At 64.8% G+C, this 15,029-nt stretch carries 16 protein-coding genes; 6 read left to right on the top strand and 10 right to left on the bottom strand.

Annotated features, from left to right (window positions below; genetic code table 11):
• Nucleotides 1-380 precede the first annotated feature (380 nt).
• Nucleotides 381-1,001 (bottom strand): TetR/AcrR family transcriptional regulator, encoded by a 621-nt coding sequence (locus WHZ77_RS10890; RefSeq protein WP_375314703.1) that lies wholly within the window; start codon nt 999-1,001, stop codon nt 381-383.
• Nucleotides 1,002-1,091: 90 nt separating this feature from the next.
• Between WHZ77_RS10890 and WHZ77_RS10885 the strand changes: the two genes are divergently transcribed.
• The 3 genes from WHZ77_RS10885 to WHZ77_RS10875 are packed head-to-tail and all read left to right on the top strand — an operon-like array spanning nt 1,092 to nt 3,174.
• A complete protein-coding gene (locus WHZ77_RS10885) occupies nt 1,092-1,568 on the top strand; it encodes a peroxiredoxin family protein (RefSeq protein ID WP_375313673.1) in 477 nt (158 codons plus the stop codon).
• Nucleotides 1,569-1,616: 48 nt separating this feature from the next.
• A complete protein-coding gene (locus WHZ77_RS10880) occupies nt 1,617-2,270 on the top strand; it encodes an SDR family NAD(P)-dependent oxidoreductase (RefSeq protein ID WP_375313672.1) in 654 nt (217 codons plus the stop codon).
• Complete coding sequence (locus tag WHZ77_RS10875; RefSeq protein ID WP_375313671.1) at nt 2,233-3,174, top strand: DMT family transporter; 942 nt, start codon at nt 2,233-2,235, stop codon at nt 3,172-3,174. Before WHZ77_RS10880 ends, WHZ77_RS10875 begins: the two co-directional genes overlap by 38 nt.
• Before the next feature lie 297 nt (nt 3,175-3,471).
• Here WHZ77_RS10875 and WHZ77_RS10870 read toward each other — a convergent pair whose 3' ends face one another.
• A complete protein-coding gene (locus tag WHZ77_RS10870) occupies nt 3,472-3,813 on the bottom strand; it encodes a LysR substrate-binding domain-containing protein (RefSeq protein WP_375313670.1) in 342 nt (113 codons plus the stop codon).
• Nucleotides 3,762-4,073: a LysR substrate-binding domain-containing protein gene (locus WHZ77_RS10865; RefSeq protein ID WP_375314702.1), complete on the bottom strand. Its 312-nt coding sequence runs from the start codon at nt 4,071-4,073 to the stop codon at nt 3,762-3,764. The genes WHZ77_RS10870 and WHZ77_RS10865 overlap by 52 nt, the downstream gene beginning before the upstream one ends.
• On the opposite strand from WHZ77_RS10865, the gene WHZ77_RS10860 reads away from it, so the two are divergent.
• Entirely contained in the window at nt 3,972-4,199 is a 228-nt protein-coding gene (locus WHZ77_RS10860; protein WP_375314890.1) for a hypothetical protein, read from the top strand. The two genes, WHZ77_RS10865 and WHZ77_RS10860, sit on opposite strands and share 102 nt — an antisense overlap.
• Before the next feature lie 28 nt (nt 4,200-4,227).
• Here the strand turns inward: WHZ77_RS10860 and murJ are convergent, their stop codons facing one another.
• The 5 genes from murJ to WHZ77_RS10835 form a co-directional block, all read right to left on the bottom strand.
• On the bottom strand, nt 4,228-5,754 hold the full coding sequence (gene murJ, locus WHZ77_RS10855; protein ID WP_375313669.1) for a murein biosynthesis integral membrane protein MurJ: 1,527 nt from the start codon (nt 5,752-5,754) through the stop codon (nt 4,228-4,230).
• 126 nt (nt 5,755-5,880) lie between these two features.
• The gene (locus WHZ77_RS10850; protein ID WP_375313668.1) at nt 5,881-7,068 is read right to left on the bottom strand and encodes a DegT/DnrJ/EryC1/StrS family aminotransferase; all 1,188 of its coding nucleotides are present in this window, start codon (nt 7,066-7,068) and stop codon (nt 5,881-5,883) included.
• A gap of 9 nt (nt 7,069-7,077) precedes the next feature.
• The gene (locus tag WHZ77_RS10845) at nt 7,078-8,082 is read right to left on the bottom strand and encodes a Gfo/Idh/MocA family oxidoreductase (RefSeq protein WP_375313667.1); all 1,005 of its coding nucleotides are present in this window, start codon (nt 8,080-8,082) and stop codon (nt 7,078-7,080) included.
• Nucleotides 8,083-8,266: 184 nt separating this feature from the next.
• Nucleotides 8,267-9,679 carry a mannose-1-phosphate guanylyltransferase/mannose-6-phosphate isomerase gene (locus tag WHZ77_RS10840; RefSeq protein ID WP_375313666.1) on the bottom strand — a complete coding sequence of 471 codons (1,413 nt, stop codon included), beginning with the start codon at nt 9,677-9,679 and terminating at the stop codon, nt 8,267-8,269.
• A 7-nt stretch (nt 9,680-9,686) separates the two neighbouring features.
• Complete coding sequence (locus tag WHZ77_RS10835; RefSeq protein ID WP_375313665.1) at nt 9,687-10,676, bottom strand: SDR family NAD(P)-dependent oxidoreductase; 990 nt, start codon at nt 10,674-10,676, stop codon at nt 9,687-9,689.
• Between the two features lie 225 nt (nt 10,677-10,901).
• Between WHZ77_RS10835 and WHZ77_RS10830 the strand changes: the two genes are divergently transcribed.
• Both WHZ77_RS10830 and WHZ77_RS10825 read left to right on the top strand, forming a co-directional pair.
• On the top strand, nt 10,902-11,861 hold the full coding sequence (locus WHZ77_RS10830; RefSeq protein ID WP_375313664.1) for a lysylphosphatidylglycerol synthase transmembrane domain-containing protein: 960 nt from the start codon (nt 10,902-10,904) through the stop codon (nt 11,859-11,861).
• Complete coding sequence (locus WHZ77_RS10825; RefSeq protein WP_375313663.1) at nt 11,858-12,877, top strand: glycosyltransferase family 4 protein; 1,020 nt, start codon at nt 11,858-11,860, stop codon at nt 12,875-12,877. Before WHZ77_RS10830 ends, WHZ77_RS10825 begins: the two co-directional genes overlap by 4 nt.
• On the opposite strand, the gene WHZ77_RS10820 is transcribed toward WHZ77_RS10825, so the two are convergent.
• Both WHZ77_RS10820 and WHZ77_RS10815 read right to left on the bottom strand, forming a co-directional pair.
• Entirely contained in the window at nt 12,865-13,812 is a 948-nt protein-coding gene (locus tag WHZ77_RS10820) for an NAD-dependent epimerase/dehydratase family protein (RefSeq protein ID WP_375313662.1), read from the bottom strand. The two genes, WHZ77_RS10825 and WHZ77_RS10820, sit on opposite strands and share 13 nt — an antisense overlap.
• Nucleotides 13,812-15,029, bottom strand: a complete 1,218-nt coding sequence (locus tag WHZ77_RS10815) for a glycosyltransferase family 4 protein (RefSeq protein ID WP_375313661.1) — start codon at nt 15,027-15,029, stop codon at nt 13,812-13,814. Before WHZ77_RS10815 ends, WHZ77_RS10820 begins: the two co-directional genes overlap by 1 nt.

Here is a 15,029-nt window from a genome sequence, read left to right as displayed (position 1 = left end):
GGCAATCGCGCAAAATCAAGGGATGCGCGGAGGCCGGCCACATCCTGAAGGCGAGCAGGTCCTTTTAGCGCCTAGACGCGGTTTGACGGTGTCGCCCACTCCTCCAGCACCTTCGAAGGACCATCGCTTGGGAACAGTCATGATCTGAAATGATGGAATGATTGACGAGATCATAAGGCGTTGCCGGTGTACCTCTCTCGCCCAAAATAGCTTGGTGCCGCGTACACTCCCATGTGGACGGTGCCGGCCCGAATTGCTCGTAACGATGAGCTGGGCAGCGCCAGATTTGCCGCTGCGGAGCCACGACAAAATCCGGTCCAATTGAAAAGGGTTAGGACCGAAACTCCGGAATGAGAAGGCAACATGTTATCTGCGAGTCTTCAGTCTCGCGGCGGTTGAAGTCTGAGGCTGTTGGCCGCGTGATCGATCGCCATGTCGAGCGCGAGCTCCAGGGGGCGCGTGGAACGCATGGTCTGCGCGAGCAGCAAGCCTCCCTGCAGGCTGACGAGCATCGCTTCTGAGAGCTCTTTCAAATTCCCGCCCGGCCTTCTTCCCGCCCGCGTCTGCATCCTCGCGAACGCCGTCTCGAAGTAGGACGCCCATTGTGCAAAGCTTTCCGCCAGCGCCGCGCGCGTGCGCGGCTCCTCCGCAAGCTCGGCGGCCAGCGAGCCAAGTGGGCAACCCCCTGCACAATTGGTCTGACGCGCCAGCTCGACAACGGCATCGCGCCAGCGGCGAAGTCCTGCGAATGAATTCAGCTTGCACAACAGTTCTTCATGCGTTCCGAGCACGCATTCGGCCTGCCGCTGGATCACGGCCAGTACGAGATCGTCCTTGTCGGCGAAGTAGTGATAGACCTGTGACTTGCTGACCTTGCTGGCTTCGATCACCGCATCGATCGTCGTATTCGCGACGCCGTGCGCGCGCACGAGCTCCGTTGCCGCATCGACGATGCGCGCCCGCGTCGCCGCGCCCCGCGCCGTCTTGGGTAATTCAGTCACATTCAATTTACTCATCGATTGATCGTACTTGACCGCGGAATGGCTTGCAAGTAATTGGACTATCTAGTCCAATTTTCAAGGAGCCTGAAAATGTCCCGCCTCAACAATGGTGACGCCTTCCCGATCCTGACGCTTGATACCGTCGGCCACGGCACCGTTTCGGTCACGCACCATCTGGCCGGCCGCTACGGCGTGGTCCTGATCTATCGCGGCTTGTGGTGCCCGTACTGCAATGCACAGCTCTCGGCTTTTGCCCGCGCGAAAGAGAAGTTCAACGAACTCGAAATTGGGGTTGTCGCGTTGTCCGTCGACACCAAGGTCGATGCCGCGGCGCTGGTCGAAAAGCATCGATTGAATTTCCCTGTCGGCTATGGCGTCGATGCCGACAAGATCGCCGCCGCGACGGGCGCCTACGTCAACGACAACCCGCGATACCTGCAAACCACCGGCTTCGTGCTTGATCCAACCGGAAAGGTTATCACCGCGGTCTATTCGAGCGGCGCGATCGGGAGGCTTGTCGCGGACGACGTGGTTGGATTCGTCGGCTACGTGAAATCCAAGGCGTGATGCAACTGAAGCTTGGGAGGTGCAGACGTGAGCTCAAGTGAGGTTGCCATGATCGTTGGCGCAGGCCCCGGATTGGGCAACGCGCTAGTCACGCGCCTTGCGGATGCCGGCATGCGCGTCGCCGCGGTGTCGCGTCGAGGCGGTGCAGGCGAACCGGATCGCGACGGGGTTCGCTTCTACTCCTGCGATGCGACGATCGGGGAGCAGGTCAAGCGTGTGTTTGAACGTGTGAGGAGCGAGCTCGCGCCCCCGTCGCTCGTCGTGTTCAACGTTGGCATATGGGACCGGGGCGGCATCCTCGATATTTCGGAGGAATTGTTCGAGCAGGCCTGGCGCACCGGCTGTTTCGCCGGCTTCTTGGTCGGCCGGGCCGCAGCGACTTCCATGTTGGGAAGCGGGGGCGGAACGATCATCTTCTCCGGCGCGACCGGATCGATCCGTGGAGGCGCCGGCTTCGCCGCCTTCGCGTCCCCGAAATTCGCCCTGCGCGCGCTGGCCCAGTCGATGGCGCGCGAGCTGGGTTCGAAGGACATCCATGTGGCGCACGTCATCCTCGACGGAATGATCGCACAGGAAGACGATCCCTCGGAGGACTTGCTCCAACCCGCCGCAATCGCGGAGACCTACCACCGGCTGCACCAGCAGAGCCGCAGCGCGTGGACCCATGAACTTGACCTGCGGCCGTCCAGTGAAAAATTCTGACTCGCCGGCCGCCGCTTCCGGCCAGGCGGCCAGGCCGAAGCGACGCGACTGGCTGTTGCTTCTGTCTCTGGTGTTGATCTGGGCCATCAGTTGGCCAGTTATCAAGATTGGCGTCGGTCAGATACCACCAGTCTGGTACGGCTGTCTGCGTTATGCGATTGCGGCACTTATCCTGTTTGGACTGGTGGGTGCGAGAGGCGAGCTTGCGCTGCCGCCGCGATCGGATCTCTCCTTTGTCGTCATTTCGGGCGCTCTTCAGATGGCGGCATATTCCGCGCTCACGGGGCTCGCTTTAACGATCCTACCGCCGGGACGTGCATCGGTGCTGGCTTTTTCCACGCCAGTCGTGGTCGCGCCGCTCGCGGCGTGGCGGCTTGGCGAAGATCTGGGACCGAAGGCCGCTCTGGGCGTGGTGATCGGATGCGCTGGGATCGCCATCATTGCTTCGCCGTCCTTTTCGGTCGGGGGCAAGCAGGCGCTGGCCTACGTCATGCTATTGGGCGCGGCGGCGGCATGGGCGATTACCATCGTCACGGTGCGAGGTCATCGCTTCACGTCGTCGGCTCTAAACTTGGCTCCCTGGCAGATGTTGATCGCGGCAAGCCTCCTCTTTCCCGTCGCGGTGTCCGCCGAGGGGGTGCCGCGGCTGATCTCACTTACCGGCGCGGCAACGCTCGCCTACGTGGCGCCGGTTGCAACCGCATTCGCGTATTGGGCCGTAGTTGAAGCCGGACGTCGCTTTGCCGCAAGCACTATCTCGATGGCCCTGCTGGCGACACCCAGCGTCGGAATTCTGATTTCCACCTGGGCGTTAAATGAGCACATCAATGCTTCACTCCTGGCAGGCGTAGCTCTGACCGCGATCGGAATCCGTCTGACGATCGCGACAACGCGGAGTGCATGATGCAGACCGTGCGAATCGAGTTCGAGCCGTTCCTCGGCGAAAGGACGCAGCAGCATCACAGTCAACTTAGATAGCTCATAATATTGCCGGTGTTTGCAAGGATGCCGCCGCCGGCTCGACGACGTCCGGTCGGCAATTTGAAAGAATTGGCGGAAGCGGGTCTGCAGACCACGCGTTCAACGCTAAAGCGGCCTCCACCTTCGCGCGCAAGAGGACCGTGCCGCCGCGCGTGGAATTTGATGCGCGAGAGCGGATCACAATAGCCGGACTTGCGAGATGGAAAGCGACCTAATCTCCTTAGAACGGCGAGCCAATTTCAGGGATGGATGCCTTTAGCCGTGGCCCGGCGAAGTCGAGAAATGCACGGAGCTTCAGTGGCATCAGCGTCTGAGCGGCATAGACAATGTGCACCGGCAGAAGCTCCGGCTCGTATGGGCGCAGGATGAGGCGAAGCGCGCCGCAGACGACGGCCTCGGCGACTTGATACGACAAGACATGGGTAATACCGGCCGATGCTAACGCCGCCTCAATGGCGGCGTCCGCCGTATTCACGGCAAAGCGTGGACGAACCGGCAGAACCGCCGCCTTCATCCCGCGTCCGAAACTCCAGAGATTGTTTGAATAGATGCCCTCAAACACGATGCAGTCGTGCTGCTCCAGCTCTGCAGGCGTTTCTGGCGTGCCCCTCGCCTCCACAGATATTGCGGGCTCGCGCATGTCACCCAGCCAATTTGTCCTATGCGCGTCGCAATCATGCTGCTGTCCGGGAGCCGTCCAATTCGAATCGCAACATCGACTTGATCGTCGACCAGATTTACGACGTGATCAGCCAGGACCAATCGTGCATTGATGTCGGGATATGCCTTCAGAAAGTCGAGCACGATCGGCTCAACGTGCATTCGGCCGAACACGACCGGTGCCGTGATGACGAGATGGCCCCACGGCGCACGATACTCGCCCGAGGCAGCGCGTTCGGCGTCCTCGATCTCATCGAGAATGCGTCGGCTCGCCGCGACATAGGCTAGGCCAGCCTCGGTGAGAACGAGCTTTCGGCTAGCCACGCACCAGCGAGACCAGCCAGTTGCGGCCGAACAGGGTGAGGATCGCGAGCGCGTAGACGATTGTGCCCCCGAGAGCCAGCAGCAACAATGTCGCTTCGTCACGGAAGTGCATCGCGCCCAACAAGGCACCGCTGAAATGCGCAATCAGCCAGAAACTCGCGGCCAGGATCACTCCAATCAGCAGGAATTTCGCGAGCGACATCAGCCAGGCGCGATCCAGCACGAGAAACCCGCGCCGCACGGCGAAGAACAGCACCAGCAGCAGATTGGTCCAGACACCGGCGGCGGTTGCCAGCGCGAGGCCGATCTGGGCGAGCGATCCCATCAAAGCGACTTTCAGCGCGACGTTGACCGCGATGCCGGTCAGCGACGCCCGAACCGGCGTCGCCGTATCCTTGCGCGCATAGAAGGTCGCGACCGCGCTGCGGATCAGCACGAAGGGGATCAGGCCGATGGCGTAGGCCGCCAGTGTGCCGCCGGCGGCCACCGCATCGGCCTTCGAGAACGCGCCGCGGGCGAACAGCGCGCGCATGATCTCGTCGGGCACGGTCAGGAAGGCCGCGACGAAAGGGATCGAGAACAGCAGCGTGAAATCGAACGCGCGGCGCTGCGCCTTCATCGCGCCGTCATGGTCGTTGGCTGTGATCCGCCGCGACATCTCCGGCAGCAGCACCGTGCCGATGGCGATGCCGATGACACCGATCGGCAGTTGATTGAGGCGGTCGGCGTAATAGAGCGCCGACAGCGCGCCCGCGGGCAGGAAGGTCGCGATGATGGTGTCGGCGAACAGCGCGACCTGCGTGCCCATCGAGCCCAGCGTCGCCGGTCCCAGCGCCTTGAAGAAGCCGCGGATGTCTTCGTCGAGCCTGAGCGGCGCAAAGCGCGGCAGGCCGCCATGGCGGGCAAGATCACCCGCCAGCAGGAAATATTGCAGGAAGCCCGAGATCAGGACGCCCCAGGCCGCGGCGTGACCCGCGGTCGGAAACCAGGCGGCCAGCGCCAGCGTCATCATCATCGCGACGTTGAGGAAGATCGAGGCGGCGGCTGCGCTGGCAAAGCGCTGCATCACGTTGAGCATGCCGCCGTACAGCGTCACCAGCGTGATCAGCAGCAGATAGGGAAAGGTGATCCGGGTCAGCTCGATCGCGAGCTTGCGCTGCTCGGCATCCTCGGAAAAGCCCGGCGCCAGAATGCTCATCGCCTGCGGCATGAACAGCCAGGCGACGATCAGCAGCACGATTTGCGAGGCCAGCAGCAGCGTGAAGATGCGGTCGGCGAACAGTTTTGCCGCCCCCTCGCCCTTCTCGCCATGGACATGCGCATAGGCCGGCACCCAGGCCGCGTTGAAGGCGCCTTCGGCAAAGATCGCGCGGAAATGGTTGGGCAGCCGCAGCGCCACGAAAAAGGCGTCGGCCACGGGACCGGCGCCGAGAATCGCCGCGAGCATGATGTCGCGGGCAAATCCCGTCAGCCGCGAGAGCAGCGTGTAACCACCAACCGTGAAGATGCGTCCGAGCATGCGTCTTGTTTTAGAGACTTATCCGTCGACCGATAAGGCTCTGAAGTACGATGGGATCAAAAAAGTGGCCGCGGACCACCTCTCCCGAAGGGAGAGGTGAAGCAACCGCGCGGCAATACGACGAAATCAGCCCGCGATCGCGCCGCGCACCGCGGCGATGATTCGCTCCTGATCGGCTTCGGTCAGGTAGGCGTGCATCGGCAGGCTGATGACGTCCTGCGACAGGCTTTCGCAAGCAGGCAGGCCGCCGTCGGCGACCGGATATTGCTTGTAGGCGGTCTGCTGGTGCATCGACTTGCCGTAATAGATCGCGGTCGGCACGCCCTGGGCCTTCAGCGCGGCGGCGAAGCCGTCGCGGTCGGCCCCCTCAGGCAGGCGGATGGTGTATTGCGCCCAGACCGAGGTATTGCCCGGCGCCAGACGCGGCACGGTGACCACGTTCGACAGCCCCCGCGCATAGCGCTCCGCGACCTTGTTGCGGGCGGCGATCTCGTCATCAAAAATCGTCAGCTTCTCGAGCAGGATCGCGGCCTGCATGGTGTCGAGCCGGCCGGTCAGGCCGAGGCGGACGTTGTCGTATTTGTCGACGCCCTGCCCGTGCACGCGGATGCTGCGCAGCGTCGCGGCGAGCTCGTCGTCGTCGGTGAAGATCGCGCCGCCGTCGCCGAAGCAGCCGAGCGGCTTTGCGGGGAAGAAGCTGGTCGTGGTGGCGAGCCCGACGGTGCCGAGCTTGCGGCCCTTGTAGCTGGCGCCAAAACCCTGCGCGGCGTCGTCGAGCACGAACAGGCCCTCGGCCTTGGCAATCTCGGCGATGGCATCGTGATCGGCCGGCTGTCCGAACAGGTCCACGGGAATCACCGCGGCAGGCCGCAGGCCGGCCTTCCGGGCGGTCGCGATACCGCGCTTCAACGACTCCGGGCTCATGTTGAAGGTGGCTTCGTCGACGTCGACGTAAACGGGCGTCGCTCCGGTCCGGGCCGCCGGCGAGGCGGTCGCGATGAAGGTGAAGGACGGACACAGCACGGCATCGCCGGGGCCGACATTCTTGGCCATCAGCACCATCAGAAGCGCATCGGTGCCGCTGGCGCAGGCGATGACGTGCTTGGCGCCGCAATAGGCCGCGAGCTGCTTCTCGAGCTCGGTGACTTCAGGGCCGTTGACGAACTGGCAATGGTCGAGCACGCGCTTGACGGCGGCATCGAGCGAGGCGCCGAGCCGGCGGCGCTGCGAGCTGACATCGATGAAGGGAATGGGATCGGAACGCAGATGCTGGTTCATGGTCTGGTTCTTGGCGCCTTCTCGCGTGGTCGACATGGAATGGGATCAGCCGGCAACGCGGCGCGGGCCCTTGAGGGTGGACGAATTGGCTGCGGGACGCGAGGGCGTTTCCAGGCACTGCGTGGCGATCTCGAGGCTGGCAACGCCCTCGTCGCCGGTCACCGCCGGAATCTCGCCATGGCGCACGGCCCTGAGGAACGCGATCAACTCGGCACGCAGCGGCTCGTCATGGCCGACCGGCAGATGCCGCATCGAATAGCTGCCGTCGGGCTTGAAGCCGAAGCACTCGGTGACCTGGCGCGTCAGCAGATCGCCCATCACGTATTTGCCGCGGGTCGCGACCGTGACGCTGCGCGCCTTGAACGGCGTCAGCCAATTGGTGTTGATGTGGGCGAGAACGCCGTTAGCAGTGCGGAACTGCAGCAGCGCAATGTCCTCGCGCTCGGCGATCGCACTCGACAATTGCGGCTGCACCTCGACGATGTCGGATTCGGTGAACCAGCGGATCAAATCGATGTCATGCACGGCGAGGTCGATGACGACGCCGACATTGGACATGCGCGGCGGGAACGGGCCAACGCGCGTGATCGCGATCGACAGGATGTCCTCGCCCGCGATCGCCTGCTTGACTGCGGCGACGGCCGGATTGAAGCGCTCGACGTGGCCGACCATCAGCGTCACGCCGGCCTTTTGCGCAGCAGTGACGATCTCGCGCCCTTCCGCGACCGTGGAGGCGATCGGCTTCTCGACCAGCACGTGGATGTTCCTGGCGATGCAGGCGAGCGCGACCTCGTGATGCAGATGGGTCGGCGCGGCAATGGTGACGGCATCGACGCCGGCGACGAGGAGCTGGTCGAGCGTCTCGAAGCCTTGGCAGTTGGCAAGCTCGGTGGTGCGCGTCAGGTGCGCCGGCGAGGGATCGACCACGCCAACGAGGTTGACGCCCGGAAGCCCCGCAAGCACGCGCGCGTGGTTGCTGCCCATCACGCCCGCGCCAATGACGCCGACGCGCAAGCCGGTCTTTGCCGGTGCAGAAACTTTGGAACTCATCTGAGCAAACCCCGATTCAGCGCAAATCCCCGGGCCGCTTCTAGCACGGGCGCCACATTTGTGGCGAATGCCGGCCTGACTGCCCGGACACGATTTGATTCAAAAAGTTACACGTTCCCCAGGCCATAAGTGGCTGAAAGATACCGCTGTTTCGGCCCAGGTCGCGTGATTCGGAGTGCGCTGGTTACGACCTTTGATAGTCGTCTTCAATCCGGATGATGTCGTCCTCCCCGAGATAGCTTCCGGTCTGGACCTCGATGAGTTCCAGCATGATCTTGCCGGGGTTCTCCATCCGGTGGACCGCGCCCATCGGGATGTAGATCGACTCGTTCTCATGCACCGTCTTGACGGTCTCGTTGACCGTGACCCGGGCCGCGCCGCGGACCACGATCCAGTGCTCGGCACGATGATGGTGCTTCTGCAGCGACAGCCGCCCGCCGGGCTTGACCACGATGCGCTTGACCTGGTGGCGTTCGCCATTGTCGACGGACTGGTAGCTGCCCCAGGGCCGGTGCACCTTGAGATGCTCCTCGGTGACCTTCGGCGCAACCGTCTTGAGCTGCGTCACGAGACGCTTGAGGCCGTTGGCATCCTTCTGCCGCGACACGAGGACTGCATCCGCAGTGGCCACCACGATGAGATCGTCGACGCCTTCAAGCGCTACCAGCGCGGAATCGGTCGTGACGTTGCAGTTGCGGGAATCCTCGAACACCGCGGTGCCGCGCGCGGCATTGCCTTGCGCGTCCTTGTCCGAGAGCTCCCACACCGCGTGCCAGGAGCCGACGTCGGACCAGCCGCAGGCCACCGGCACGACGGCTGCCCGCGAGGTCTTCTCCATCACCGCGTAGTCGATCGAGATCGCCTTCGCCGCGCCGAAAGCCTGCGGCTCCAGCGTCACGAAGCCGAGATCGCGGCCGGCATTGGCGACCGCATTTGAGACCGCCTCCACGCTCGCCGCATCGACCTTGCGGTATTCGTCGAGCAGGAGCGTGGCCGGGAACATGAAGTTGCCGCTGTTCCACAGATAGCCCGAATTGACGTAGTCGGCGGCCTTCACCGCGTCCGGCTTCTCGACGAAGCGCGCGACCGCGTGCACCTCGCCCGAGATCACCTCGCCCGGGCTGATATAGCCGTATTCGGTCGCCGGCCGCTCGGGCTTAACGCCGAAGGTGACGATGCGCCCGGCGCTTGCGGCGGTGAGACCCTCGCGGCACGCCGCGACGAAGGCGGCATTGTCCTGCACCACGTGGTCGGCGGCGAGCGCCAGCACGATGGCGTCACTGGAGCGGTTCTGCGCGAACACCGCACCCGCTGCGATCGCGGGGCCGGAATCGCGCCGCATCGGTTCGAGGATCACGTCGGCCTCGATGCCGATCTCGCCGAGCTGCTCCAGCACCATGAAGCGGTAGGACGCATTGGTGATGACGATCGGACGATCGAACAGCGAGGCATCCGAGACGCGCAGCAGCGTGTCCTGGAAGGTCGAGCGCGCGCCGAACAGCGGCAGGAATTGCTTGGGGCGCACCTCGCGCGAAGCCGGCCACAGCCGCGTGCCGGCACCGCCGCACATGATCAGGGGGATAATGCGTTTGTCCATCGTCATTTCAAACCTTGAAGTAGTCCCGATACCAGGTGACAAAATTACGAACCCCGTGCGCGATCGGCGTTGACGGCGCAAAGCCGGTGTCGCGCATCAGATCCTCGACATCCGCGAACGTTTCCAAGACGTCTCCCGGCTGCATCGGCAGCAATTCTTTGATCGCCGTCCGACCCAGCTCCTGCTCCAGAAGTCCGACGACATGCATCAGCTCTTCCGGGTGGTGATTGCCGACATTGTAGACCTTAGACGGCGCATTTGCGGCAGCCGGGTCATCCGCGGGCACCCGATCGACCAGCTTGGATACTACACGGGTGACGTCGTCAATATAGGTGAAGTCGCGACGCATCCGGCCATGGTTAAAGAGCCGGATCGGCTTGCCCGCCATGATGGCATTCGCGAACAGAAACAGGGCCATATCGGGCCGTCCCCACGGGCCGTAAATGGTGAAGAAGCGCAAGGCAGTGACCGGCAGCCGGTAGAGATGGCTGTAGGACTGCGCCATCACCTCGTTCGCCTTCTTGGTCGCGGCATAGAAGCTCACGGGATGGTCGGTCCGGTCCTGCACGGCAAATGGCAGTTTAGTGTTGGCGCCATAAACGGAGGATGACGAGGCGTAGACGAGATGACGACAGCCATTGTGGCGGCAGCCCTCCAGCACGTTGAGAAAGCCCTGGAGATTGGAATCGGCGTAAGCCTGCGGCTGCTCGATCGAGTAGCGCACGCCGGCCTGGGCCGCGAGATGCACGACTTTGGCAAATCCGTGCCGTGCGAACAGCGCGGCGATCGCCTCGCGGTCGGCGAGATCGGCCTTGACGAACGAAAAGCGGGAATCGTCGCGCAACAGTTCCAGCCGGGCCCGTTTCAGCGCGGGATCGTAATAGCTGTTGAGATTGTCGAGCCCGACGACGGTCCGGCCTCCGGCGAGCAGCTGCCGGGCGACGTGAAAGCCGATGAAGCCGGCCGCACCCGTGACCAAAATCGCCTGATCCGTCATCCTGTTCCCGAGGGCCCCCAAATCCGATCCTGCGCCCGCGGCGCCTGTTTAGCCGCCGCATCGAGGGGGGCACAATAGCCCCGCCGCCCGTCATATTGGCGGTTCATAACCGCTCCTCGTCACCGCTATTGCAAGATCGACGCCAAAACCATACCAAAGCGGCCTAATTCGGCGCCTCGCGTCGGGTTGCCTCAAATCTTCGCAAACCCTGTTCATGCGGGCGAGATGCGCCGAATCCTGCTGTCGACGGCCAAAATCCTGATTTCCGGCGCGCTGCTCTATCTGGCGCTGCGCAAGGTCGATCTGTCCGAGCTGTTCTCGCGCTTCACAGCGACCAGCCTGTTCTGGATCGCCATGGCGATCGCGGTCACCTTCCTGCAAATCTTCGTCGGCGTGCTGCGCTGGCGCGAGATCAGCGCCGCATGCGGCGCGCCGCTCGAGCTTGCCCGCGCCATGCGCTACAACGTGATCGGTGCGTTCTTCAACCAGACCCTGCCGTCCGCGATCGGCGGCGATGCGGTCCGGCTCTGGCTGGTCGCGCGCGCCGGCGCCGGATGGCGCGCGGCCACCTACTCCATCTTCGTCGATCGCGCGATCGGCCTCGTCGCACTCGCGATTCTCATCGTCGCGAGCCTGCCCTGGAGCTACGAGCTGATCACCGATCCGCGCGGACGCTCGGCGCTGCTGCTGGTCGACTTCGCCGCGCTCGCGGGCGGCCTCGGCTTCCTGGTCTTCGGCGCGCTGAAATGGCCGTGGCTGAAGACCTGGTGGGCCACCCATCACATCCACGCCTGCGCCGTGATCGCCAACCGCGTGATCTTCGACGCAAGGCGCGGCCCCGTCATCGCGATCCTGTCGTTCCTCGTTCACGTGCTCGCCGTCGTCATCGGCTGGTGCGTGGTGCAGTCGATCGCGGCGCCGGTCAGCTTTGGCCAGATCTTCCAGCTGCTTCCGCCGGTCATGCTGATCACCCTGATGCCGATCTCGATCGCCGGCTGGGGCGTGCGCGAGGCGACCATGGGCCTGGCCTTCGGCTTCGCCGGGCTCGCATCCAACGAAGGCGTCAACATCTCGCTGCTGTTCGGCGCGGTCTCCTTCATCGTCGGCGCGGTCGGCGGCCTGGTCTGGATCCTCAGCGCGGAGAAAGCCGCGCAGGGCTCGGCGCCGCTCGGGGTGCCGGAGTGAACCCGGCCAGCGACACGGTCGCCATCGTGCCGTCGCTGCTTGCCGTTGCGATCGCCGCGCTGATCTCGGCCGTCGTCACCTGGACCAGCCGTCCCCTGCTCCAGCGTTACGCGCTGGCGCGGCCCAACGCGCGATCCTCGCATCGCATCCCGACCCCGCAGGGCGCCGGCATCGCGGTGATATCAGCGACGCTGCTGGTCGCATCCGTCTGGGGGGCCTGGGCCAACGCCGCGATCCCTCCGGCGCTGGTCATCGCGACGATCGTGATCGCGCTGGTCGGATTCGCCGACGACATCGTGTCGCTGCCGGTGCTGGTGCGACTCCTGCTGCAAGCAGCCTGCGTCGGCGCGGTCGTGTTCGCCGCGCCCGAGACTGCGCGCATCGTGCCGGCGCTGCCGCTGGTGCTGGAGCGCGGCCTCATCCTGCTCGCCGGAATCTGGTTCGTGAACCTCGTCAACTTCATGGACGGGCTCGACCTGATGTCGGTGGCGGAAGTGGTGCCGGTCACCGCGGCGCTGCTGCTGCTCGGGTGGCTCGGAGACTTGTCATGGCCGGCGGTGCTGATCGCCACGGCGCTGTGCGGCGCCATGCTTGGCTTTGCGCCGTTCAACAAGCCGCTCGCCAGAGTGTTCCTTGGCGATGTCGGCAGCCTGCCGATCGGCCTTCTGCTCGGCTGGTGCCTGCTGGAGCTGGCCTGGCACGGACAGCCCGCCGCGGCGCTGCTGCTGCCGGCCTATTACCTCGCGGATTCCACCATCACGCTGTTTCGCCGCATCGCCCGCCGCGAGCAGTTCTGGTCGGCGCATCGCTCGCATTTCTATCAGCGCGCCACCGACAACGGCTTCACGGTTCCGCGCGTGATCGGCGAGGTGTTCGCGCTCAATCTATGGCTGGCGATGCTTGCCATCGTCACCGTTCGCGCGGGCTCGACGGCGATCACGATCGTCGCGGTGCTCGCCGGCGCGTCCGCGATCGGCTTCGTGCTGCGACGGTTCTCGCGCCCTCAGGCCTCCTGAACCGACAGCGCGAGCCGCAGGCCTTCGTCGAGAGAGACCTGCGGCTGCCACCCCGTCGCAATCGCCTTGGAGACGTCGAGCTCCAGCGAGCCGATCAGGCTGTCATGGGTGTCCTGCCGGCCCATAACGTTCAGCAACGTGCTGAGCAGGTTCGGTGGCATGCCGAATAGCCGCGAGTTCTTGCCGGCCGCCTTCGCCAGCCGATCGATGAACTCAGGCGTCGAGACCTGCTCCCTGTCGGCCACCAGAAAGATCTCGAAATTGCTCGCCGTGTCGGGATGGGCGAGCCGGCGTGCGATGAACGAGGAGAGGTTCTGCACGGCGAGGAAGGCCCGCTGATTGCGGATCGCGCCAAAGGGCAGCGGCAGCCCCAGGCTCACCGCGCGCGTCAGCAGCGCGAAATTGCCCTTGGCGCCTGCGCCGTAGACCAGCGGCGGCCGGATCACTGAGATATTCATGTCGCTGTCGCGCGCCAGCGTCTTCAGTCCCGCCTCGGCCGCCGCCTTGGACATGCCGTAGAGGCCGCGCGGCGTCAGGATGTCGTTCTCGCTGAACGGCGCGCGGCCTTCATTGCTGCGGCCATGCACCAGAACGGTGCTGACGAAGATGAACTGGCGCACGCCGGCCGTCGCCGCGGAGCGCGCCAGATGCAGCGTGCCGGCGATGTTGACGTTGCGGTAAAGCTGGACCGCGTGCTCCTCGTGCTTGTGATGCACGCGCGCGGCGAGATGGACGACGGCGTCGACGCCCTGGAGCGCGGCGCTCCAATCCGTCTCCGGGCCGATCGATTCGATCACGACCTCGTCGTCGAGGCCTTCAGGACTGCGAACCGCACGGCGCACCGACCATCCCGCGAGCGCCAGCGCAGGCGCGACGTGACGGCCGACGAAGCCGCTCGCTCCCGTCACCAGCACGACCGGTTTGCGCTCGCTCATCACCGCTCCGAAAGGTTCGGGTTGCGCAACAATTCGTCGATCAGGCCGGCATACGCGTCCATCGCCACGGTCCGGTCGTATCGCGCGGCCGCCTTCACCGCGCGCGCCGCAATCGCACCGTCGTCGGAACGGGCCGCCGCACGGATCGCGTCTGCGAGCTGATCGGCGCGGCCCGGCGTCACGACCCAACCGAGCCCGTTCTCCACCACGGTCAAGGCCGCCTCTGCCTCCGGCTCGGAGACCAGCAGCACGGGACGGCCGACCGCCAGCAGATTGTAGAACCGGCTCGGCACCGACACCCCCGCCACGTCCTTCCGGTACGGAATGATCCAGAGATTGGCCGCCGCCAGGAACGCCTCGAGTTCGGCATCCGCGACGCGCGCCACGAAGGAGACATTGGCGAGGTTTGCTGCGGCCTGCAACTGCTTCAGCCGCTCGAAGCCGATGCCCCAGCCGGACAGCAGGAAGTGGATGTCCGGCTCGTCCTCGAGAAGACGCGCCGCCTCGAACACGATCTCCGGATCATGGGTGAAGCCGAGATTGCCCGACAGGCCGACGACGAAACGCGCAGGGATGGCCTTGCGGAACGGATTGTCCGCTGAAAGCGGACGCGGACCCGGCACGATCGTCGCCCAGTTTGGAATGAAGCGGATCTTGCTGCGCGTCATGCCCGAATAGCTTAGCAGCGGCCCCTCGGCATCGCGGCCGATGGTGATGACGGCGTCGAGCGCGCGGAACATCAGGCTGTTGGCGGCACGCATCGTCCTCGTCACGATCGAACCCGGCTTCAGGAGGCCCGCCATCACCAGCACGTCGGGAAAGAGGTCGTGCAGGATCAGCGCCGAACGCGCGCCCTTGAGCCTTGTCGCCGCGGCAACGGCATAAGGCAGCATGAACGGCGCGGTAACGGTGAGCACGACGTCCCCCGCCTTGAGCTCCCGGACCAGCGCGACGAACGTGCGCGCCGCGAACAGCAGCTCGGAGGCGCCGCGCCGCACCAGCGCCGCCTTTCCCGCCATCCGGTTCCTGATCGCAACGACGCGCGGCTTGCCCGGACCGGTGTGCGAGGCCGGCAGTGCACCGGGCCAGCCCGACAGCACGACGACCTCGTGCCGCTCGGCAAGACGACAGGCGATCTCGGCCATGATCGCGGCTGTCGTGCTCGTATCCGGCGGATAGTGCTGGCTCGCGACGACGATCTTGCCCAGGGACTGCAT

It is taken from the genome of Bradyrhizobium sp. A5, assembly GCF_042076515.1.
In the GTDB taxonomy this organism is placed as follows: Bacteria; Pseudomonadota; Alphaproteobacteria; order Rhizobiales; family Xanthobacteraceae; genus Bradyrhizobium; species Bradyrhizobium cosmicum.
This window is presented reverse-complemented; position numbering and strand designations above follow the sequence as displayed.